The organism is Peribacillus sp. NPDC096447 (assembly GCF_044762725.1).
Lineage (GTDB): Bacteria > Bacillota > Bacilli > Bacillales > DSM-1321 > Peribacillus.
This window is the reverse complement of the sequence record NZ_JBIWEV010000014.1, coordinates 19111-42120: the sequence shown is the minus strand read 5'-3', so window position 1 is coordinate 42120 and position 23010 is coordinate 19111. Positions and strand designations below refer to the sequence as shown.

Annotated in this window: 21 protein-coding genes and 2 tRNA genes; 2 read left to right on the top strand and 21 right to left on the bottom strand. The window is 41.5% G+C overall.

What is annotated here, in order from left to right; genetic code table 11:
- Nucleotides 1-145 precede the first annotated feature (145 nt).
- Entirely contained in the window at nt 146-2620 is a 2475-nt protein-coding gene (gene spoIIE, locus ACIQZD_RS25175) for a stage II sporulation protein E (protein WP_402907371.1), read from the bottom strand.
- Between the two features lie 327 nt (nt 2621-2947).
- Here spoIIE and ACIQZD_RS25170 point away from each other — a divergent pair.
- Nucleotides 2948-3021 (top strand) — tRNA-Met (locus ACIQZD_RS25170).
- Nucleotides 3022-3042: 21 nt separating this feature from the next.
- A tRNA-Glu gene (locus tag ACIQZD_RS25165) sits at nt 3043-3114 on the top strand.
- Nucleotides 3115-3278: 164 nt separating this feature from the next.
- Here ACIQZD_RS25165 and ACIQZD_RS25160 read toward each other — a convergent pair.
- The 20 genes from ACIQZD_RS25160 to ACIQZD_RS25065 all read right to left on the bottom strand — a co-directional run bounded on the left by ACIQZD_RS25160 (nt 3279) and on the right by ACIQZD_RS25065 (nt 23003).
- On the bottom strand, nt 3279-3734 hold the full coding sequence (locus ACIQZD_RS25160; protein WP_101225920.1) for a S1 domain-containing RNA-binding protein: 456 nt from the start codon (nt 3732-3734) through the stop codon (nt 3279-3281).
- Between the two features lie 80 nt (nt 3735-3814).
- Nucleotides 3815-4201 carry an FtsB family cell division protein gene (locus tag ACIQZD_RS25155; RefSeq protein WP_101225919.1) on the bottom strand — a complete coding sequence of 129 codons (387 nt, stop codon included), beginning with the start codon at nt 4199-4201 and terminating at the stop codon, nt 3815-3817.
- Nucleotides 4202-4214: 13 nt separating this feature from the next.
- The gene (gene yabQ / locus ACIQZD_RS25150) at nt 4215-4847 is read right to left on the bottom strand and encodes a spore cortex biosynthesis protein YabQ (RefSeq protein WP_402907367.1); all 633 of its coding nucleotides are present in this window, start codon (nt 4845-4847) and stop codon (nt 4215-4217) included.
- On the bottom strand, nt 4844-5152 hold the full coding sequence (gene yabP / locus ACIQZD_RS25145) for a sporulation protein YabP (RefSeq protein WP_101225917.1): 309 nt from the start codon (nt 5150-5152) through the stop codon (nt 4844-4846). The genes yabQ and yabP overlap by 4 nt, the downstream gene beginning before the upstream one ends.
- Nucleotides 5153-5228: 76 nt before the next feature.
- Nucleotides 5229-5492 (bottom strand): RNA-binding S4 domain-containing protein, encoded by a 264-nt coding sequence (locus ACIQZD_RS25140; protein WP_034316386.1) that lies wholly within the window; start codon nt 5490-5492, stop codon nt 5229-5231.
- A gap of 23 nt (nt 5493-5515) precedes the next feature.
- A complete protein-coding gene (yabN, locus tag ACIQZD_RS25135) occupies nt 5516-6988 on the bottom strand; it encodes a bifunctional methyltransferase/pyrophosphohydrolase YabN (RefSeq protein WP_402907363.1) in 1473 nt (490 codons plus the stop codon).
- The gene (locus ACIQZD_RS25130; RefSeq protein ID WP_402907360.1) at nt 6981-8603 is read right to left on the bottom strand and encodes a putative polysaccharide biosynthesis protein; all 1623 of its coding nucleotides are present in this window, start codon (nt 8601-8603) and stop codon (nt 6981-6983) included. The genes yabN and ACIQZD_RS25130 overlap by 8 nt, the downstream gene beginning before the upstream one ends.
- A 176-nt stretch (nt 8604-8779) precedes the next feature.
- Complete coding sequence (spoVT, locus tag ACIQZD_RS25125) at nt 8780-9316, bottom strand: stage V sporulation protein T (RefSeq protein WP_063574550.1); 537 nt, start codon at nt 9314-9316, stop codon at nt 8780-8782.
- 187 nt (nt 9317-9503) lie between these two features.
- A complete protein-coding gene (mfd, locus tag ACIQZD_RS25120) occupies nt 9504-13040 on the bottom strand; it encodes a transcription-repair coupling factor (protein WP_402907356.1) in 3537 nt (1178 codons plus the stop codon).
- Between the two features lie 161 nt (nt 13041-13201).
- Nucleotides 13202-13432: an anti-sigma-F factor Fin gene (gene fin / locus ACIQZD_RS25115; RefSeq protein WP_034316319.1), complete on the bottom strand. Its 231-nt coding sequence runs from the start codon at nt 13430-13432 to the stop codon at nt 13202-13204.
- Between the two features lie 105 nt (nt 13433-13537).
- The gene (gene pth / locus ACIQZD_RS25110; RefSeq protein ID WP_402907353.1) at nt 13538-14098 is read right to left on the bottom strand and encodes an aminoacyl-tRNA hydrolase; all 561 of its coding nucleotides are present in this window, start codon (nt 14096-14098) and stop codon (nt 13538-13540) included.
- A 259-nt stretch (nt 14099-14357) separates the two neighbouring features.
- Nucleotides 14358-14996: a 50S ribosomal protein L25/general stress protein Ctc gene (locus ACIQZD_RS25105; protein WP_350300849.1), complete on the bottom strand. Its 639-nt coding sequence runs from the start codon at nt 14994-14996 to the stop codon at nt 14358-14360.
- Between the two features lie 170 nt (nt 14997-15166).
- A complete protein-coding gene (locus ACIQZD_RS25100) occupies nt 15167-15919 on the bottom strand; it encodes an ATP-binding cassette domain-containing protein (RefSeq protein ID WP_402907348.1) in 753 nt (250 codons plus the stop codon).
- Nucleotides 15920-15932: 13 nt separating this feature from the next.
- Nucleotides 15933-16712 carry an aliphatic sulfonate ABC transporter permease SsuC gene (gene ssuC / locus ACIQZD_RS25095; protein ID WP_402907345.1) on the bottom strand — a complete coding sequence of 260 codons (780 nt, stop codon included), beginning with the start codon at nt 16710-16712 and terminating at the stop codon, nt 15933-15935.
- Entirely contained in the window at nt 16681-17853 is a 1173-nt protein-coding gene (ssuD, locus tag ACIQZD_RS25090; protein ID WP_402907342.1) for an FMNH2-dependent alkanesulfonate monooxygenase, read from the bottom strand. Before ssuD ends, ssuC begins: the two co-directional genes overlap by 32 nt.
- A 12-nt stretch (nt 17854-17865) precedes the next feature.
- Entirely contained in the window at nt 17866-18846 is a 981-nt protein-coding gene (locus tag ACIQZD_RS25085) for a sulfonate ABC transporter substrate-binding protein (RefSeq protein ID WP_402907339.1), read from the bottom strand.
- A gap of 313 nt (nt 18847-19159) precedes the next feature.
- Nucleotides 19160-20113, bottom strand: coding sequence for a ribose-phosphate diphosphokinase (locus ACIQZD_RS25080; RefSeq protein ID WP_057276495.1), 954 nt, complete (start codon nt 20111-20113; stop codon nt 19160-19162).
- Nucleotides 20114-20128: 15 nt separating this feature from the next.
- Nucleotides 20129-21502, bottom strand: a complete 1374-nt coding sequence (gene glmU, locus ACIQZD_RS25075; RefSeq protein WP_402907336.1) for a bifunctional UDP-N-acetylglucosamine diphosphorylase/glucosamine-1-phosphate N-acetyltransferase GlmU — start codon at nt 21500-21502, stop codon at nt 20129-20131.
- Between the two features lie 635 nt (nt 21503-22137).
- Nucleotides 22138-22434 carry a septation regulator SpoVG gene (gene spoVG / locus ACIQZD_RS25070; RefSeq protein ID WP_034316332.1) on the bottom strand — a complete coding sequence of 99 codons (297 nt, stop codon included), beginning with the start codon at nt 22432-22434 and terminating at the stop codon, nt 22138-22140.
- A gap of 194 nt (nt 22435-22628) precedes the next feature.
- Entirely contained in the window at nt 22629-23003 is a 375-nt protein-coding gene (locus tag ACIQZD_RS25065) for a RidA family protein (RefSeq protein ID WP_053537019.1), read from the bottom strand.
- Nucleotides 23004-23010: the final 7 nt, after the last annotated feature.

The window sequence follows — 23010 nt, the reverse complement described above, 5'->3', positions numbered from 1 at the left end:
TTGACTAAAAAGGGGGAATTTATACGCTAAGACATCGCATCAAGTCACATCATGGAGCGGAGTGATTGAAAAGTCTCTTTACCTTTTAACCTTCTTCCATTTCACCACCTCATTTTTGGTTTTATTTATTTTATATATAAACGGCCTACTGGGCCTTTTTACGTTTTGGAGAAACGGGAATGGATGCCCATTTCGGTGTGTTATGCTTGATTTTCGATGTTACCACTGTCATGTCATCATCTATGATCCCTTTTGTTCGGATGACCTCTTCCAATATTAAATCAGAAATTTCCTGCGGATCGTCTGTTTCCATTTCCTTGATTTTCCGTTTTAGCCAGAACTCGATATTTTCGACATGTGAGGGGCCATCGAACACTCCATCGCTCATCATGATTAGTATGTCCCCTGCCTTGAGCTCTTCTGATACAACATCAACATCGAAATCCTGGATGATTCCCATAGGGAGGTTACTTGATTCAATTTTTATTATCCTATCCCCCCTTTTAATGAAACTCGGTATCGAACAGATTTTTAAAAACTTAGCCTTTGCGTCCTGAAGATCAATCATTGCCAAATCAAGAGTCGAAAATATTTCATCGGTAGTGCGTAGAGATAATACGGAGTTTACGGATTTAATGGCTATTTTTTCTTCAATTCCCGATTGTAAAAATTTTTGGAGCAGCTTCAATGTCTCTGTACTTTCAAAATGGGCCCTTTCCCCATTTCCCATTCCATCACTAATGGCTATTGCGAATTTGCCGCAGCCAATTTCCATGGTCGTATGACTATCTCCTGATACAAGCCCTCCCCCCTTGGCAGCATGAGCCACACCCGTTTCGACCGTGAATTTTTTTGCTGACCTAAATATCACCTCACATTGCCCGTTTGGATACGTTGCACACTCTTCTGAATGAACGACTATCGTTTCCCCTAAAATGTCAGAAAGCATAGGTGCAATCAATTTTTCACATTCCCCTCTGCCCTGGCAGTATGGGACACTCATCTCTATATCAACATTCCCTTGTTCTAGACTGTATATTTCTACATGCCCTATGTGCAGGCCAAAATCCTGGATGGCTTCCAAAATGGATTCTTCATGTACATGATGATTCTTCCTTTCCCTTTGAATTTCTTTCGCAAAATCATCCATTACTGCCGAAACGCCCCGCAGTTGATCCGCAACCAGTTTCCGGCTTTCCTTCACCTGCCTTTTTAATTTTTGGTTTGCTTCAAAATAAGTAAGCTCCTGTGATATCGCCCCAATGACCTGAGGCCCGCGGCTACAATATTTCCCCCATTCCTTCGAAGTCTTTTGGGGGAGCTGACCATTATTTTCACTTAATTGAAGCATAATTTCCTGCATGCCGTCATAGGTTGTATTAAAGTTCTTGGACCAGCACTGTTCCTTTTTAAAACAAAGCTGGCACGTCTTTTCCGTTACATTACTTAAGAAGTAGTCGAATTCTTTCTCATCTTCCTCCAATCTCCCCCTTTCATCCACTTGGGAAAAGCTATTGGAGAGCGCCTCAAATACATGTGAGAATTGCTCCACCCTTTGAGCTGTGACATCCCTCACTTTTCGGGCATACTGCTGCTGTTCATCAGAATTCTCGACTGTTCCCGGTATATGTTTCGCTATTTTGTTGATTATGGATGACGGTGTCAATATAAATAGGGCCACAGCTATAATTGATTCATAGAGGGTCACCATAATATTGCTGGTGCCCTCACCATATAAACCTATCAGTAATGTAGCAATCATGAGGCCTGCGGCAACCCCTATCTTCCTTCCCTCCTTCAACAAACCGCCCAGAAGCCCGGAAAAAGCGAGAAGGCTCATTTGATAGAGACTAGCAATACTTGCCAGGCTGAATATCAATCCAGTAACTACACCTACAGTGGAGCCTATGGCGGCCCCTCCCGCCAGCCCGAAGAGGAGGACCAAGTATCGCGAGAATATATGGTCGAGTGATAGATCGTATATCATCCAGCCGATGGTTCCGGTCATCACCGAAGCCAGCAGGATGATGATGCTGACGATTTCCTCCGTCTTTAATGATTGGGACTTTGTCCGAATGGTCAGCATCGGGATGGACTGTATGAAGATTAAAGTTAAGATCATTGCGAGTCCCGCCTCTACTCCTATCATCATCAAGTCGTACAGCTGAATCGTTCGGAATACCAGATATTGCTCGGCAAGGTTGACCAGGAATAGTGAAGCAAAGACGTACATCGACATCGTCTTGAATTGTCCTTCCACGGCGGGCCTCTTGATTTTATGAAATAACAGGAGCAGGAACGCCGATGCAAAGATGACTAAACTATTCGAATAGTGAACGGTCAGCCCACCTGCAATCAATCCGAATAAAGCAAGTGGTGCCCTGTCACGTCTCATGAGAAACACGGCTGCGAAAAACGGAAGTCCAAATGGTGCCAGCTGCGAAAGAATTAATGCCCGTCCTAATAAAAAACCGATGATTGCTAAAGAGATACCTTTTTTTATGAATATGTCTTCCGTCTTCATTTGCAGTTGTTGGATCCAATTGATGGCCTCTGCCTTCGCTTCTTTTAACTGAACATCACCAAGAGGTTCCATCATAGGTCTTTCTACTTTTTCCATTTCAACACCCCATTCGTATTAGTGATTTTTATTATATAGAGGGCTTGTCTATTTTTTTGTCAGAATTTTATAAGCGGATAAGAAAAACGTTCGACGAAATTCTTCTTGAACAATCATTTGTATACAGGTTTTTGTACCTTTTTTTCCAATACAGAAACGGGTGTTCTTTTTTTTTTGAAGAAAAGCAAAGTTTTTAGGTTATTTTTGCGGAAAATAACACGAATAAATAATCAGGGAATGGAAACCGACAAACTTTATTTTTTTTGTTGACATTTATTCTTCACGAATGTAAGATATAACTTGTGCTTCAGTAGCACTTACCATTATGGCGGCGTAGCTCAGCTGGCTAGAGCGTACGGTTCATACCCGTGAGGTCGGGGGTTCGATCCCCTCTGCCGCTATCTTTTTTTCATGAAAATAATGGCCCGTTGGTCAAGCGGTTAAGACACCGCCCTTTCACGGCGGTAACACGGGTTCGAATCCCGTACGGGTCATCAAATACAAAAGCGCCTCTGAACACTTATCTCAGTAAGTGTACAGAGGCGCTTTTTTTATGTTGTTGATAATTAAAAGAAGACAAGCCGGCAAGCTTGCCTTTATCTACACTATGAATAATTTCACAGGAAAAGTTGCTAAACTATTATTTTCAGCAGCAGTTTTATCCGCGTCTTCCTCCTCGACCTCCCCGTTTCGTTTCGGTGCTACGTTTAAGGGTCGTTAAGCGGTCTTCGCTATCTTTTAAGAATTTAGCCATTTTTTGCTCAAAGTTTTCCTTCGGTTGGAAACCATTACCTTTCGAGCGGAAGTCTTTGGAACGGCTGTCATTCCCTCTTCCTTGGCGCGGACGTGGTGTGTATGCAGGTTTTTGCTCAGCTTCAGGACGGTCTATCGCTTTTTTTATGGACAAGCCAATCTTGCCATCTTTAACATTGATGACTTTGACCTCAACTGTATCGCCCACTTTTAAATGATCATTGATATCCTTGACATAGTTATCAGCCACTTCACTGATATGGACAAGACCGGTTGAACCTTGAGGTAGCTCTACAAATGCACCAAAATTAGTTATGCCTGTTACTTTACCTTGTAACTTGCTGCCTACTTCGATTGACATAAAAAAAATGTTCCTCCTTAGAAATGTTAAAAAATCTCTTCTCTCTATATTATAACGAAAGTAAAAAAACAGTGTCAATATTAGTCACTATCTTCCTTCCCTTTTGGAAGGGTAAATATGATTTCGCCTTTTTCAGATAAGAAATAATCCCGTCTGGCTATTTTCGCTATATAGTCGTCGTCATTAAGCTTTACGATTTCTTCTTTAAGAAGGGTCTCGTCTTTTTTCAATTCAGCTAACTTTCCCTTCAATTCTTCCTTCTGTTGTACTTTCTCATCCAGTGCAACATTTTGCGTTATGAGGGTGGAAACGGCAAAAATCAAAAAGACAGCGGCGAAAACTGAGTAAAGAGTTAATCTACGCATTAGACCACGCTTCTTTTTTTCTACGGTTTGTACTTTTTTCTCTTGTTGAGCGACGTAGGGATTTTCTATTTTTGCCACTTTCCTTTTACGCAGGCTACTCATTTTTTATCGCTCCTCATTTCTTTTTATTTCTCCATCTATTTAGCGTTCTAAATATAGAATTCTTTATTTTCAATAAAATCCCTTTTCCTTTATTATAAAACTTCCCGACGTTTTTCGTAACAAAAACCGGCAATAAATTCCATATATAGATCAGAATCCATTTTAATGGCCTCCAGAAAATATTCAAAATAAAGAGAAGTATTTTCCCCGCCCATTTTAATATTGCTAAAACGAACTTACCTATCCCGAAGATGATGGCTATTACAGATACTATTACCCATTTTATCGGAACAAATATCAGCATGTGAACCGAATTCGTTATAAATCTCGCCAACTTTATCACAAGTATTATCAAAAACTCTAAAAAACGTTGATAGAAACCTTTGAAAAGTGCTTGATAAGCTGAAAAACCGCATAATAAGGCCAAAAATAAATAAAGGCGAAACTCTCCCTCATTCACTAAAAACAAAACATAAAAAATTAGGAGACCCTGAATGATCCAGAAAAGGAAGTCATGGATGAATACAATCCACCTTTTCCTTTCTGATCGTTTCAGGAACCGGCTATACGTATCCAGGGCAGCTCCAAAGCCACTGCCCATGCCTATCATCGCAAGCAACGTATAAAATTGAATCGTTAAGGTCATTTGAACAATTTGCCAAAGAAGCCTTTAGCTTTCTCCCCTGATTGCTCATCTAAATAAACAAGGTCGAAAATCTTTCCCTTAATGGAGACGATGCCTTTATCAACGTCTAAATTCTTCATTTGCAAGTTTTGGCCCCGGATAGATAAGAATCCCATTACAGTTTCGAGCAGAAACTCCTCATTATCAAAACTTTCAACTTGTTTGACACCGGTAATATCAAGTAAACGGCGGCCTTTCATCGTTACATCATGTTCTTGGGTCGTTCCCTTTGTGTAACCAGCATTCGGATCATTATATTGGCTCATTTCTTCATCCCTCACAGTACCACTGATTTTGTACAAGTGTATGTCCGTAAGAGCGGAATTAGAACCAAGCCTGTCCTTACTCCTCCGCTAGCTTTTCTTCCTTTACGATGGTATACATATCTGCAGCCGCTTCTTTTTTCGTCGTTTCTTGAATTTTATCGACACGTACCGTAACGAGCTTTTGACCGAATCGTACAGTCAATTCATCGCCATCTTTCACATTCGAACTTGCTTTGGCCTGTTGTCCGTTAATCGTGATTCTCCCTTTATCCGCAACCTCTTTCGCAAGTGTGCGGCGCTTGATCAACCTTGAAACTTTTAGGAATTTATCCAATCTCATCGACATTAAAATCTCTCCCTTAATTAAAGTCCTTTAGCTTTTGCTTCATCCCAATATGAATCCAGTTCTTCCAATGTATAATCCTCAAACTTTTTGTCTGCCCTTTGAATGCACTCTTCTATATATGTAAAACGCCGATGGAATTTCTGGTTTGCTTTGTAGACGGCTTCTTCCGCTTGTATGTCATAATAACGTGAAATGTTGACAAGCGCAAAAAAGAGGTCGCCGAGCTCTGATTTTATTCTTTCGACATCCCTGTTCGGGCTTAATATTTCCTCTTCCAATTCCTGCACTTCTTCCCTGACCTTTTTCCACGCTTCGGAAACCTCATCCCAATCAAATCCGACCTTCGCAGCCCTTTTTTGGTACTCTTCGGCCCGAAGTAAGTTTGGCAGCGATTTCTCAATCCCATCCAGTATGGATTGCGGAGCTTTTGTTTCGCTCCCTTTTTCATTCTCTTTGATTTTCTGCCAGTTCACTAATACATCTTCCTCGCCGTTCACTTCAACATCTCCGAATACATGAGGGTGGCGTCGAATCATTTTCGCCGTAATGCCTTCAATCACATCATCTATCGTGAACATGCCCTCATCTTCACCGATTTGTGAATGAAGCATCACTTGAAGCAGGACATCCCCAAGTTCACCAACCATGCCCTCATCGTCCTCTTCATCGATGGAATCAATCAGCTCATATGCCTCTTCTATTAGATATTTCTTCAAGCTTTCATGAGTTTGTTTCTTATCCCAAGGACATCCGTCAGGACCTCTAAGTTCTGCGATGACCTGACGCAGCTTAGAAAACTCCCTGTATCGTAAAGCTTCTTCCTTAACAGGCGGGACATAAACACTCGTCAAGTTACTTAACTCCATCTGACGGTCGAGTTCGAACAGAGCGCATTTTGTCACTTTTTCCTGACTGCTTCCTGCTGCTGTAACGATATATACCTCGTAGTCATCCGGTAGCTTTTCCATTAAAGTCAGCTTCACATTGGACGCACTGAATGCGTCATACACCTGTCCGATTATCATATGCTGGGTAATGTGCAAATCATCTGGTGAAAGATCTGTTCCATCCAATAGCTGGAACCCTTCAATCGGATCGATTTTAACAGCCTGAAACAAGGGATCAAGGAAACTTTGCCCGCCTTCCAGCTTAATGGCTATTCCAAGAGCCGGACCCTTTTCGAGCAAAAGCTGAACCGTTTTTTCCGCTACCATAGGATGCCCCGGAACTGCGTAAAGAACGGAACGGTTTGAAGCCTCTTGCAATAATGTTCCGGCAATTTCTTCATATACCGCTTCAAATTGGTCGTGCTTTTCATATATCCCGTCAAACGCCGTGAAATTGATTCCTTCCCTTTTCAAATCCCCGATTACCGGATGATCAATCGTTCTGACGAAACATTGTTCTGTTTGTAGCAATTTTTTATAAATTCCTAGTGGAAGCTGATCTAAATCCCCTGCACCAAGGCCTATTATCGTAATCTCATTCATGATTTCGTATACTCCTATTCGTTATTATAAATCGTTTAAGCTTTGAACCTGCAGGTATAAGTGCAAGTTCTTCTTCACCAAATAAGCCTGCACGAATGGCGGTCATCACAAAAACGGCTGCACCGATCCCTACACCCGTCAAAGCTTGGATCGTAGCTAACAACCGGCTTTCGCCTGAGGACATCAATTCGAATAAGCCATTGAATAAAACAACCGCCGCACCCATGTAAACCGTACTCTTCAAGATTATTAACACGTGCTTCTTTTCAATTAATGTCTTTTTAATATGTACTCTCAATACCACATAAAATAAAACAGTCATGATCATAAACGCAAGCACTGTTGCCGAGGCTGCTCCCGCGATTTTGTAATGGGGCACCAGGACAAGGTTCAAAGCCCACTTGCTGACCACACCCACAAGCGTAATGACCACCGGTATGAACGAATAGCCTAAGCTTTGAATCACTGCCGCTTCTGCCATCATGACGGATGTGAATAAGATCGATAAAGAGAAAATTGCTAAAGTAATGGTCCCTTTAACATCCATGAACAGCATATGATTGACAGGCTTCATCGTCACCACCAGCCCGATCGCAGCTGCGAGTCCTATCGTTGCGCTTACACGAAGCGCCAGTTTGATTTTATTCAATAATTCATGTTCACTTTTCCTCTTGACGAATCCGGATATTACAGGTACAAGCGCCAATGCAAAAGAATTAGCCACGACTGTACCTAGCTGAAGCAAAGGCTGTCCCCGGTCATATACCCCTTTCCATTCTTTGGCTTCCTTTTCCCCCATCCCCGTTTCCCTTAGTAGGGAATATAGGTGCAGAGAATCGACAAACTGAAACAAGATAAGGATCAAGCCAGTTATGCAAAAGGCCAACCCTTGGAAAACCAGGACTTTGGAGATTTTGATGAAATTTACCGGTTTGATTCTCATCCGTAAAAAAAGCTTCCATTCTTCTCTTAAAATAACGAAAGCAATAAGCAGTACCAGGCCAGTTATGCCGCCGGTTATCGAACCGAGGACCGCCCCCTTGCCGACCACATAAGGAGAGTAGCCCTGATGCACGAATATTGTGGAAAGAACCAGTATCGTCAACACACGGATGCATTGTTCAGCGACCTGTGAACTTGCCGTCGGTAACATGTCGTTTATTCCTTGAAAATAACCTCTTAAAACAGATGCAATCGGCATTAATAGATAAGAATAGGCAACGATTCTCAGCAGACCGGCTAAATGCGGATCCTTCATCCACCCTGCAATCCAATCAGCGCCAAGGAACAGTGCAGCAAACATCATGACTCCTATCGAACTTAAGACTACGAATGATGTCATTAAAATGTCATTGACCGCAAATTTATTTTTGGAAGACTCCCGTTCAGCAATAAGTTTGGATATGACTACCGGAAAGCCGAGTGTTGATAATGTAAAAGCAACACCGTAGAAGGGATATACCTGTTGATAGATATAAAACCCGATGTCACCCGCAATGTTCTGATAAGGTATGCGATAGGCCGCACTCAATACTTTTACGATAATCGCTGCTGCGCTCAAAATCAGCGCACCTCGAAACAGTTCATTTGATGTTTTATAAGGCTTTTCAGCCATTCTTTTTCCCCTTTTCACTCATATGTGGTAGTTATTATAGCATAATTCTAGTGGTTATTTTTCAATCCCAGCCATACTGTTAATTATTTTCCATATCCACTTTTTTTTAGAATTGCAAAAAGGACAGCGCGATTGCTGCCCTTTCCACCTTTAAAAATATAATGGCATGTCCAAAGTTACTGTTCCATTTGCCTAGCTAGGAAGCTTGCTGCTGTTTCAACCGATTTCTGTTCCACTTCACCAATGGTACTATCTTTAGAGAAAATCAAGACGGCACCAATCGGGTCGCCACTCGCAATGATCGGAGCTGCAGTATAAGATTGGACTTCTTCATCATTGGAATCAACGAATGAAACTTGTCCGTTCGGAGACTCGAGGACAGGATTTCTTTCTTCCATGATTTTTTCCACTAGTTCACTAACACTTTTATTTAAGTATTCTTTTTTGGAGCCGCCTGCCACTGCAATGTAAGTATCCCTGTCACAAATCATAACTGGGTTTCCAAGGCTATCATAAAGTGCTTCTGCATATTCCCTAGCAAAATCGCCTAATTCACTAATAGGAGAGTATTTCTTAAGGATGACTTCTCCATCTCTATCCACAAATATTTCCAGTGGATCTCCTTCACGGATACGGAGGGTCCTGCGAATTTCTTTCGGGATGACGACTCTTCCTAAATCATCAATTCGGCGAACGATACCAGTTGCTTTCATCTAATGTTGCCTCACTTTCATCTAATTGATTTGATAAATCCTCATTTTGTAGCAAAATCATCACCAGCTATTGTACTTAGTATTTTTCTAATGGTAAGTTCTATGCACTTTGAAAAAATTTTTCTTTTTGTTGCATTTTTTTACCATGGTACCTAAAAAAATTCTTCAAGAGGACTATCATTCAATTTTAGTTTTTTGTGGCTTGCGTCTCTTTTTTTACATACTGTAAACCCTTGGTCATCTCAAATAAGATATTAAGCCATTTGCTTTGTTCTACGCCTTTTATGTGCAGGACCAGCTTCATTCTATTGCCGTCCATGCCGAAGCCGACCATACGGCCATACTTCGATCCCAGCTCGAACACCTTTTGTCCATCCACATTGCTGCTGACCTTTTCCCTAAGGATAATGCTGATTTCCTGCTTTAATTGCTTAATGCTTTCAATTCCGGCCTTTTCAGCATATACCTTCATTTCGGCAATCATGAATAAATAGGAAACTTCTTCTGGATACTCTCCGAAACGATCGATCATTTCATCCTGTAATTCTTCCACTTCTTCAAGCGAAGCAATACCTCTGAACCTTTTATACATTTCTATTTTCTGATGTCCATCCATTATGTAGGCATCAGGGATATAAGCATCCACTTCAACGTCGATTTCAAGGGTGTTCTTTTCTTCGGCAGGTTGGTCATTACGTTTCGCATCTACCGCTTCTTTCAGCATTTGTGAATACAGATCAAAACCAACTGAATCGATGAAGCCATGTTGTTGAGCCCCTAGAATGTTCCCAGCTCCCCTAATGGATAAATCACGCATCGCGATTTTGAACCCTGAACCCAATTCTGTAAATTCCTTAATGGATTGAAGACGTTTTTCTGCAACTTCCGTCAACACTTTATCTTTCCTGTAAGTGAAGAATGCATATGCCACCCGATTGGAACGTCCTACACGCCCACGCAGCTGATAGAGTTGTGAAAGTCCCATTCTATCCGCTTCATTCACGATAAGCGTATTGACATTCGGAATATCGACACCTGTCTCTATAATGGTTGTACTTACCAAAACATCATATTCACCTTCTAAAAAGCCGAACATGACGGCTTCCAGTTCTTGCTCTGTCATTTGCCCATGAGCATAGGTGACACGGGCATCGGGCACCAACATGGAAATTTCTTCTGCTTTTCTTGCTATATCCTCTACCCGATTGTAAAGGAAATAAACCTGACCATCCCTGGCCAATTCCCGTTCTATCGCTTCCGTTACCAACGAGCCATTATACTCCATGACATAAGTTTGGATCGGGAACCGGTTCTCAGGCGGTGTTTCGATGACGGACAGATCCCTCACGCCCAACATGGACATATGAAGGGTCCTCGGAATCGGCGTCGCAGTCAAAGTCAGTACATCCACATTAGTTTTTAACCGTTTGATCTTTTCCTTATGTGTAACGCCAAAGCGCTGTTCTTCATCAATGATAAGCAATCCCAAATCGCGGTACACGATATCTTTGGATAAAATCCTATGCGTGCCAACCACGATATCCACCGTGCCGGCCTTCAATCCCTTGATCGTCTCGGTTTGCTGTTTTTTAGTCCGGAAACGGCTCATGAGACCGATCGAAATCGGATAATCCTGAAAACGCTCCCTTAATGTTTCATAATGCTGCTGGGCGAGGATTGTGGTCGGAACAAGAAATGCAACCTGCTTGCCATCCATTATGGCTTTAAAAGCGGCCCGGATGGCCACCTCTGTCTTCCCATATCCAACATCACCGCATAATAAACGATCCATCGGCCGTTCCCGTTCCATATCCTTTTTGATTTCGACGATGGAACGTAATTGATCTTCCGTTTCGTTATAAGCGAATGATGTTTCGAATTCCCTCTGCATATCACCATCAGGTGAAAAGGCATAGCCCTTTGCCGCTTCCCTCTCTGCGTATAACTTGATTAAATCATCGGCAATATTCTCAACGGATGATTGAACCTTGCTTTTGACACGTTTCCATTCCGTTCCGCCTAGCTTATAAAGCTTCGGTTCCTTTCCTTCAGAACCGACATATTTTTGGACAAGATCAATCTGGTCGACAGGAACATACAATTTGTCATCCGCTTGATAACGAATATTCAGGTAATCTTTATGGACCCCGTTAATCGTAAGGGTCTCAATACCCAAGTATTTACCGATTCCGTGGTTAACATGAACGACATAGTCACCGATCTTCAGTTCGGAATAACTTTTGATTCGCTCCGCATTCGATAGTTTCTGTCTCCGTATTGATTTCTTTGACTTCTTATTGAACAATTCCGTTTCCGTAATGATACTGAATTTTTGCATAGGTAATTCAAAGCCGCTATTCAGACTGCCGCGTAAAATCTGTACTTTACCTGGAAGAATGCTGTCCGCATTAAACAGTTCTGCGGCCTCTATATCATAATCGGCTAGTACTGAATGCAGCTTTTTTACCCGTTCTTCATCCTGTCCAAGTATGACGACTGTGTATTTCCCTTTTTTCCAACGTTCCAATTCAGCTTTGAACACATTCATCTGTCCATGGAAATTTTGCATTTGTTTACTGGCAAAATTCAGGATATTCTGAGGATTCGTATGAGGTACATGCCGTAAAAACAATGAAAGGTATACAAACGGCCTGCTGGATTTCACTATTAATTCCTGCATGGGATGAGCCAATTTTATATCATGGATAATTTGTCCCTGACTTAAAAGGTCCGTGTACCACCCAGCTTCTTCCTTTTCCAAAGAATCATTGATTTCCTGGATTCTACTGATTTCATCTAAGAAAACCAAACCATTTACCGGTAAATAATCTATTAAACTAGCTGGATCTTCATACGCTAAACTTAAGTATTTAAAGATTTTGTCGGGTATATTCCCCATTTTCAGCTGTTCAAGTTCATAACTGATCGTTTGAACCAGCTGTTCCTTGGTTTTCTCGTCTTTAAGTTTCTTCAAGCTTTTACTTAATCCGCTCTCGAGCCTTGTTATGATTCTTTCGATATGCTCCGTCTCTAGCAAAGCCTCACTGACGGGACCAATCGTCACCTTCTTGAGTTTCTCGATGGATCGCTGATCTTCGCTTGAAAAGGTCCTTATTGAATCTATTTCGGTATCGAATAATTCAATTCGTATTGGATTAGGTTCGGTGATCGGATAAATATCGATTATGCCGCCCCTGATACTGAATTCACCTGGGGAAGCAACCATTTCAGATCGGTTATAACCCATGGCAATGAATTTATTAAGCGTTGTTTCAAGCTCGATGTCTTCCCCTAAATTAAAGATAAGCTGATGCCTCTTCCAAATATCCTTTGGAGGAAGCACACGACGCACCCCGGGAATTGGCGCAATGACAATCCCTTTCTTTCCTGCCGCCCAAAAGTTCAATGCCTCTACACGTTGGGCCCTTAATTCCGGGCTGGCTACACTCAAATCAGCCGCGATCAATTCATTGGCTGGATATATATATAATTCTTCCTCGGGAATGAAACTGGATAAGTCCTCATGGAATTTTTGTGCTTGCAATAAATTATGGGTAACCAATAAAATAGGCCTATTCGTCTTTTCATATACGGAAGCCAGCAATAGTGATCTCGAGGAACCTGTCAGACCAGAGACGATTTGCTCCTTAAGTCCTTCATCGATGCCGGCTATTAACGAATGAACATCATCTTGTTTGGAGAACAAGTTCTGTAATCCATTCATTTTCTTCCCCCCCTCTCTTAACGTGCGAAAACCATTTGAAATCTTTGTATTAGAACTTGGCCAATTAACCAAGCGTCCTTTTTATTAACGGCATTTTTTTGTGCCCTGGTATTCCAGACAAACGGAAAAATGCTTTGGATTTTGTCCAAAGCCCTCTCCCGCTAATGAATAATATAATCGTTTTCATATAAATCAGGGTTTCTTTGCAGCGATTCATGACAGTCTTCACATATCGCCCTTACATGCATATCCCCTTCAGAATCATAAACGATCATCTCTTGTCGCTCTTCATCGGTAAGTTGATTAAAACCTAACTGCTCCGTACTCAGTGAGTGTGCCTCGATTGAGCCCAGCTTAGTTCCGCAATGTCGGCATCGATAATGGAGAGCCATTTGGTAACCCCCTATTTTAGTAATAGTGTTAGTATGTACAAAAGTAGAGGGGTTTTATTCAGCGAAACAGGAAGATATTATTCTTTACTTATATCTACTCACTGCTTATTGGTTATATTCGTTCATGACCTGTAGAAATGGTTTTTCCAACCAGGCTTCACAAGAAGCTGCGCTTTTTTCGATCGTTGCCCCGACATGATCCCATTCTTCAGGCGAAAAACGCCCTAAAACATAGTCAGATACCGGAATACGGCCAATCGGGCGGCCAATGCCTATTCTGATTCGATTGAATTCTTGCGTACCCAAATGGGCAATTGAAGATTTTATCCCATTATGACCGCCTGCACTTCCTTTTTGACGAAGGCGAAGCTTCCCTGGAGGCAAATCAAGGTCATCATATATAATGACAACATCCGCGATATCCACCTTAAAGAAATGCATGACAGCTGAAATGGATTCTCCTGACAAATTCATGTAGGTTAAGGGTTTAAGCAATAAAACTTTTTCTCCCTTTACCATTCCTACACCATAGATCCCCTTATGCTTTGCTTGATCAAGTGGGATCGACCATCTTTTGGATAACTCATCTATTACTTCAAATCCGACGTTATGCCGAGTTTTTTCATATTGTTTACCTGGGTTCCCTAACCCTACAATAATTTTCATGATTCACACTCCGTCATTACGGTTATTTAGGGAGTTACGCTGGGACGAAGTTTTTCCAAGATCATTGACCTTAGAAAAATAGTACCCTAATTTCAACCTTGCCTGCAAGCGTCCGGAGAACTAATTAGGAAAACCCGAATTAAAGGAGTCCATCACGAAAAAATGGTCCGGCTTAAATGGATGCATCCAGAGATTGAAAAGACGTAACTCGTTAAGAGCTACGCCTATTATATCACGATTCACTTGTTTAATCCCGGCATCATGACTCTGGTGATGCCTTGGTTTCCCTGCCTTCTTCATTTTCAGGGATACCTCCATCTTGCTGTTCACCTGTACTTATTTCCTCTTCCTGGCGAGGAGCCAAAACAGATGCAACGACTTCTTCACCATCGTTGCCGATTGTAACTTGTTTATTCGTTTGGATATCGGATATGTAGATTGTATCTCCTACCTGAAGTTCGGTAACGTCAACATCGATGGAGTCAGGAATGTCATTAGGTTTAGCTGTAACCGTCACTTCATGAAGAGACTGCTGAAGGACCCCGCCGTCTTTCACGCCTTTACAAACACCGACAAGGTTAATGCGTACTTGTGCCTGTAATTGGGCGGACATATCTACAATTAAAAAATCTGCATGATAAATGGAGTTCTTTATTGGATCCTTTTGATAGTCAGAGAGCATGACTTTATAATTCTTACCTTCCAAGTCCAAAGAAATGATTCCATTACGGCCTATTTCCTTGATTGTCTTTTGAAGCTCAATATTATTGACTGAAATGGCCGTACTGTCATTTTTATTGCCATATACTATCGCAGGGATTTCGCCGTTTTCTCTCAAATTCCTTAAATTAGAGTGTTTTGAATCCGTTCGTTCTTTTGCAGCTAATATATTACTCATACATCCTCCGCCTTCCTGAATATGAATTGCAAGTTTCTCTATATTTAACATTTCCCTAAATGGCGAATCATTAAACATGAAAGGTAAAATCCGAAGGGAGCAAGAAGGTGATAAACATATGGTAAACATAGGAATTTGCTGCAAAATCTTTTTTCATTTTTTTCTATGATTCAAGCGTGAATCGCCTTTTTTTCCATTTCCTCCTCAACTTGCATCACCCGGTTAAGGATTTGGGCTGCAAGTGATGAATATTGAATACTATCCTTTTTCCGCGGTCTCGGCAGATTGATTTCCTTATTCATGACGACTTTGCCTTCTTCGATTAATACGACACGGTCGGCAAGCATTACGGCTTCTTCAACATCATGCGTAACAAGCAAGGCAGTAAAGTCCCTTTTCCTCCATAGTTCTTCAATCAGCCTTTGCATGCCAATTCTCGTCAAAGCATCCAATGCCCCTAACGGCTCATCCAAAAGGAGTATGTCAGGTTGGTTCACCAATGCCCTCGCTAATGCCACCCTTTGTTTCTGCCCCCCGGATAAAACGGACGGCCACTCATTTGCTCGATCTGCAAGGCCCACTTGCTCCAGTAATTCCATAGCACTTGGCTTCCAATCCCCTTTCAAGCCTACACCAATATTTTCAAGGATTTTTTTCCAAGGAAACAGCCTTCCATCCTGAAACATCGTACGTGACGATTTATTTAATCCATTCAATGGCTTTCCATTCACCAGTATCTGCCCGTCCGTCGGCTTTTCCAGTCCTGCCACAAGACGAAGCAATGTGCTCTTTCCACATCCACTCTTACCGACAATGGCAACGAATTCCCCTTTTTTAAAAGTAAGGTCCATTCCCTTTAATACTTCAAATTCCCCAAAATCCTTTTTTACACCCTGCAACTCCAACGAATTTCCACTTTTCATGCAAATGACCTCCTCATTGGTATGATGGATGCCACTTTAAGCATCTTTTTTCAATTATTTTGGCCGCAACGTCCGATATTTTTCCCAATAAGGCATATAAGAGAATACTTAGAACAACAATATCCATCCTCATGAATTCCCGGGCATTCATAGCCATATATCCTATTCCGGAATTGGCGGATATAGTTTCTGCGACAATTAATGTGACCCACATGATTCCAAGGGAGAAGCGGATACCCACCAAAATGGATGGAAAGGCTGCAGGGAGGATCACATTCCAGAATAAAGAAAAACCACTTAACCCATAAACCCTCGCCGCTTCGATCAGTCCCTTATCCACCGATTTCACTCCATGAAATGTATTTAAATAGATAGGAAACAGAACACCTAAGGCGACAAGGAAGATTTTCGCTTCTTCTTCTATACCAAACCATAGAATCACCAGCGGTATTAAAGCTAAATGCGGAATGTTACGCAACATCTGAAGCGAGGTATCGAATAAGGTTTCAGCAATGGATGATAATCCATTTAATAAACCCAGTACAAAACCAATGACCCCGCCTATTAAAAAGCCGATGAAGGCACGCTGAGCACTGATGCCGATATAATCAATAAGTTCACCTGTCCCCAATAAAGCGACACCTGCTTGAAACACTTCAGTCGGGGCAGGCAATATCCGATCCGACAAAATTCCCCACAAAGACAGCAGCTGCCAAGTTACCAAAAGGAGAATGGGCACAAGCCATGATATGAGGTGGAACCTATTGAACTTTTTGTTTAACTTTTTCTGCATCTTCAATTTCACTTCCTTTTGTAGGGTGGTGGTCATTAGCCAGTATTTCCCCGAATGGGCTCGTGGCTTTTGAAACGGGACCTTGCAGCCGTTCAACAGGGAGTAAAGGGAATAATAATTCCGCAACTCTATACGCTTCTTCAAGATGGGGGTATCCAGATAAAACAAAGGATTCTATTCCGATTTCTTCATATTCCTTCATTCTGGCAGCAACATTTTCCGCACTCCCGACTAGTGCCGTACCGGCGCCCCCGCGCACTAGACCTACCCCTGCCCATAGGTTGGGGCTGATTTCAAGCGAATCCCTGTTTCCGTTATGGAGTTCTGACATCCGCTTTTGGCCCACTGAATCAAATCTCCCGAAAATATTTTGTGAATTTTCAATCATTTCATCATCCACATATTTAATGAGTTCGTCCGCTGCCTGCCAAGCCTCTTCTTCCGTTTCTCTTACTATGACATGCATCCGTATGCCAAACCTGACCTCACGTCCATGTTCTGCTGCTTTTTTACGTACCTTTTCAATTTTTTCAGCCACTTGCACCGGCGGCTCACCCCAAGTCAAGTACACATCAATATGCTTTCCTGATATATCGATGGCCGGATCGGATGAACCTCCGAAATAGAGTGGTGGGTACGGTTTTTGTACAGGAGGCAACAGGATATCCCCGCCTTCAACCTTAAGGTGCTCCCCTTCAAAGTCCACTTTGTCCCCAGTCATTTCCTTTCTCCAAATATCAAGAAATTCATCTGTTTGCCCATATCGTTCCCCATGATTTAGAAATACACCGTCACCGGCCAATTCGACCGGGTCCCCTCCAGTTACTACATTGATCAAGAGACGTCCATTCGACAGCCGGTCGAAACTTGAAGCCATACGCGCAGCTAAGGTTGGCGACATTAAACCTGGACGAATCGCAACTAGAAATTTCATTCTTTCCGTTGCGGAAATCAATGAGGAGCCCACTACCCATGCATCCTCACAGGACCGACCCGTTGGAAGCAAAGCCCCTTCAAAACCCAAATGATCGACTGCCTGTGCTATTTGTTTTAGATAAGGAAGTGTGATCGCCCGCCCTCCCTTTGTCGATCCTAAATAACGACTTTCCCCGTGTGATGGTAAAAACCAAAATACTTTCATTTTATTTCCCCCTTAATTTTTTTTAACATCTGCAGATGCATCTAGAACATTAATCTTGCTTGGTATTAATTTAAGATTGTAAAAAGTATCGGCAATCTTTTGTTGATCATCCAAAACCGAACTGGAAATCTCCTCAAGTCCATATTCTTTTCTTTTTAATGTTTTTTCTAATGCCTCCACACTCATTCCAATTTCCGGAGATAAGAACTCAGCGACATCCCTTGGGTTTTCTTCAATCCATTTATCAACTTTTATCAGTTCTTCTTTGATAATCTTCAAAGCCTCTTCGTTCCCGGCAAATGAATCAGTTGCCAAAAAGAATTCACGATTCGCCACCAGTCCTTCTCCATTCCGGATCGTTTTCGTTCCAAGTTCCAATTCCGCCGCTGATAAAAATGGATCCCATATTACCCAGGCATCGATTTGGTTTCCTTCAAAAGCAGCCCTCGCATCTGCCGGCGGCAAGTAGACGGGCTGTATGTCATCAAGAGTAAGGCCTGCTTCCTCTAACGCTTTGACCAATAGATAATGAACATTTGAACCTTTATTCAAGCCAACCTTCTTACCTTTTAAACCTTTCACATTTTTAATGGGTGAATCCTTTTGTACGACTATGGCCTCTCCTGATGGGTTTGCCGGTTGATTGGCAATATAGACAAGCGGAGCCTTGGCTGCCTGTGCAAATATCGGCGGCGCCTCCCCTGTGTGCCCAAAATCAATGCTCCCGACATTCAAGGCTTCAAGCAGCTGTGGTCCTGCAGGAAATTCAGTCCAATCTACGGTATATCCCACTTCTTTTAAATGTGTTTCCAGCTCCCCTTTTGATTTTAAAATATTTAATGTCCCGAATTTTTGATAACCGATTCGGATGGTTTTATCTGATTCTTTTGCGTCAGCACTTGTGGAACTGTTCTTTTCCTGCCCACATCCACTTACTATCAGCATGAAGATGCTGAAAATGGACAACAGCCATATTTTTCGTTTTTTCTTCATATTCTGCACACCCTTCTTAAACTATTTATATAAAAATAAAAGGCTCCTTTCCTTCACCAATAGGACAATAAGGCAAAATGATGCCTAATGTTCTATTGGTAAGTGAAATGGAGCCTTCGGTAGTCCGATCGGCGTTAACCAGTATGTATTTGCGTTAGTACGATTTTTCATTCCATGAATATGAATTGGATTTGTATAGCCATTTTATTATTACTATTCTCATCTGTCAACTATGAATTAAGTATATTCTGAAACTTTTAAACGAAAACACGGCGAGCCCGATGGCCCGCCGTGTTTTTGTTTATTATGTTTATCAATCGAATAATGTGCTGACTGATTGTTCCTCATGCACACGAATAATTGCTTCTGCAATCAAAGGTGCTACAGAAAGTCCAGTGATTTTATCGATTTTCTTATCTTCAGATAGGGCAATCGAGTTAGTCACGACCAATTCCTTGATCGTTGAATTTTGAATCCTTTCGATGGCAGGACCTGAAAGGACTGGGTGTGTACAACAAGCATACACTGCTTTAGCGCCATTCTCCACAAGGGCATTGGCCGCTAGTGTAATAGTTCCTGCAGTATCGATGATGTCATCAATCAGTATTGCTGTCTTCCCTTCAATATTACCAATGATGTTCATGACTTCAGCCACGTTCGGTCTTGGACGGCGCTTATCGATAATGGCGATCGGCGCTTTTAGGCGATCGGCCATTTTACGGGCACGTGTTACACCGCCATGATCTGGGGAAACGATGACGATATCACTTAAATCTTTTTCCTTGAAGAAATCAGCTAAAATCGGAACAGCAACAAGGTGATCGATCAGAATATCGAAGAAACCTTGAATTTGTGGTGCGTGAAGATCTAATGTGATTACACGGTGGGCACCAGCTGTTTCTAAAAGATTTGCGACAAGTTTAGCTGTAATTGGTTCACGCGCACGCGCTTTACGATCTTGTCGGGCATAACCGTAATATGGCATTACAATATTGATTGTTTTAGCTGAAGCACGTTTAAGAGCATCGATCATAATTAAAAGTTCCATTAAATTTTCATTGACTGGTTGGCTTGTTGATTGGATTACGTATACGTCACAGCCACGAATGCTTTCTTCAATATTAATCTGAACTTCACCGTCACTGAAACTTGTTACGCTACATTTTCCAAGTTCAACACCGATTGCAGCAGCAATTTCCTGAGCTAAATCGAAGTTTGAATTTAAAGAGAATACTTTTAAATTAGGATCTAAATACTGATTTGACATGATGACCTCCGTCGGTTATTTATTAAATTTCAAATTCTTCACATAATCTTCTTTGTTAACTTGACGAGCCCGAGCAACGGATAGGGCATCCTGCGGTACATCTTGCGTGATGGTTGACCCAGCAGCTACATATGCTCCTTCTCCTACCGTTACAGGTGCAACTAGATTAGAATTGCAGCCTATGAAAACATTATCTTCAATCTTCGTCAAATATTTATTTTTCCCATCGTAATTCACGGTAATAGATCCGCAGCCTATATTAACATTCTCCCCAACCTCTGCATCACCAATATAACTCAAATGCGATACCTTGCTTCCTTTGCCAAAAACGGTCTTTTTAATTTCGACAAAATTACCGATCTTAACGGAATCCTTAATATCTGATTGAGGTCTAACATGTGCGAATGGACCGATTTTTACAAAACTTCCAATACTGCTTTCATGTACAACCGATTGGAGGACTTCCGTTCCATCACCAATTTCACAATTACTGATTTCCGTATTCGGGCCAATTAAGCAATCCTGCCCGATAATACTTTTTCCTTTAATGAATGAACCAGGGTTAATGACTGTATCCTGCCCGATTTGTACATCCGCTTCAATGAACGTAGTAAGCGGATCGATGATCGTTACACCATTCCTCATATGCGTTTCATTGATGCGTTTCCGTAAAACTTGCTCAGCCTGCGATAAAGCCACACGGTCATTCACACCCAATGTTTCCTCGAAATCATTGGATTGGAAGGCCGTCACCACTTCGCCTTCCTGTTTTAAGATTTCAATGACATCCGGTAAGTAATATTCTCCCTGGACATTTTCATTTGAAACTTTTTTCAGCGCGTTAAACAATGCTTGATTGTCGAAGCAATATGTACCGGTATTTATTTCCTTAACATATCTTTCTTCATCAGAGGCATCCTTATGCTCGACGATTTTTTCCACAAGTCCGCCTTCACCGCGAAGGACCCTTCCATAGCCAGCAGGGTTATCTGCATATGCTGTTAAGATTGTTGCTTTCGCCTGACTTTGCTCATGCAATGCTATAAGCTCTTTCATCGTTTCCGCTTTAATCAGAGGCGTATCACCGCAAATAACAAGGGTCGTACCACTTTTTGCGGATAAAACGCTTTCCGCTTGCATTACAGCATGTGCTGTACCTAATTGCTGTTCTTGTAAGGCATACTTGCATGAATCACCAAGTTGTTCTTGAACTTTTTCAGCTCCATGCCCGATGACTGTTACAATTTCTTCTATTTGAAGTTGATTGACTTGATCGATAACATGTTGTACCATTGGTTTCCCGCAAACAGGGTGCAAAACCTTATAAAGCTTAGATTTCATCCTAGTACCTTGCCCAGCGGCCAATATTATTGCATAGCGATTACTCATAACAGGCCTCCATTTTCACCTTTTTATCCACTAAAAATATTATCTCAAATAGTGATTCTTTTCAAGGTAACAATTAAAAGTACATATAATTGTCAACCGATCAGGTGAATAAAGTTCGATTTCCGACAAGGTTAAAAATGTTATTATTGGAACTTGGAGAATTATATTACATCATGTTCGATGTCATTTTCATTAATAGCATAATACAGAAACAATGTCTCCTGCCTTTTATAACACCAGCCACCCCCAATATCCCAAAACACTGCCATGGTGCGCCATACCCTATGTACAAGCCATTTGGGCATACTTCACCCTTTATTAACTCCCATTCCGAAATCAGGTTACCAATTCATTTCATCTTCTATCAGATGGCTAGAGTAAGTGGTATACCTTAAATCCCACTTACAGGAATTTCAATATCTGGGTGGACAAAAAGGTTTAAAAATTAAAAAGGACGGGTACTTAAACTTTTGAAGATAACAACGTAGGTTTAACAATTCATTAAAGTAAATGTCTGCATGATGAGCGGACAAGTTCTAAACTTATCCGTTTTTGAATAATAAAAAAGAGCACTACTTATGAAGTAGGCTCTAGATGCACGAATTATAAATTTAAAGTTTAAAAGTAAAGCTATTTTAAGAAGCACCTGCTCCAGCTTCCTCTAATTCAGTTTCAAGTTCTCCCAATCGATGATATTCTGTCAAGACAGCTTCTTGAATTTTCCCGCGTGTCGATGAATTGATTGGATGAGCGATATCCCGGAATTCTCCATCTGGAGTTCGTTTACTTGGCATTGCTACAAATAAACCATTGTTTCCGTCGATCACACGAATATCATGAACCACAAATTCATTATCCAGTGTAATTGATGCGATAGCTCTCATACGACCGTCCGTATTCACACGGCGTAATCTTACGTCAGTTACTTCCATTTAAGCTCACCATCCCTTTTTGTTGTTGTTAAAACTTAAAGTACATATTCAACAAAAAAACGTGAACTCCTTCTATTATCTGTAATTTTTTTAGAAAATTCAGCCTAGTTTTTTTAAAACACTAAAAATCACCCTTATATTAAAGGAAAATTACCCATTACGAATAGCCTTTAAAAAAATAAAAAAACGCCCGTTTATTTAACGAGCGCTACCACTTCTATTTCCACTAGTGCGTCTTTTGGAAGCCGAGCAACCTCTACACAAGAGCGAGCAGGTTTGTGAGCAGAAAAATATTCTCCGTATATTTCATTAATCGAACCGAAATCGTCCATACTTTTAATGAATACTGTAGCCTTAATGACCGTTTCCAATGAAGCCCCAGCTTCTTTCAATACAGCTTGGAGATTCTTAAAGACCTGGTGTGTTTGTTCCTTTACATCCCCAGTCACCATCTCACCAGAAGCAGTAAGTGGGATCTGTCCTGAACTGAAAAATAACTTATCCACGATCACGCCTTGTGAATATGGTCCGATTGCTGCCGGTGCTTCATCAGTATGTATCGTTTTCATTTAATGA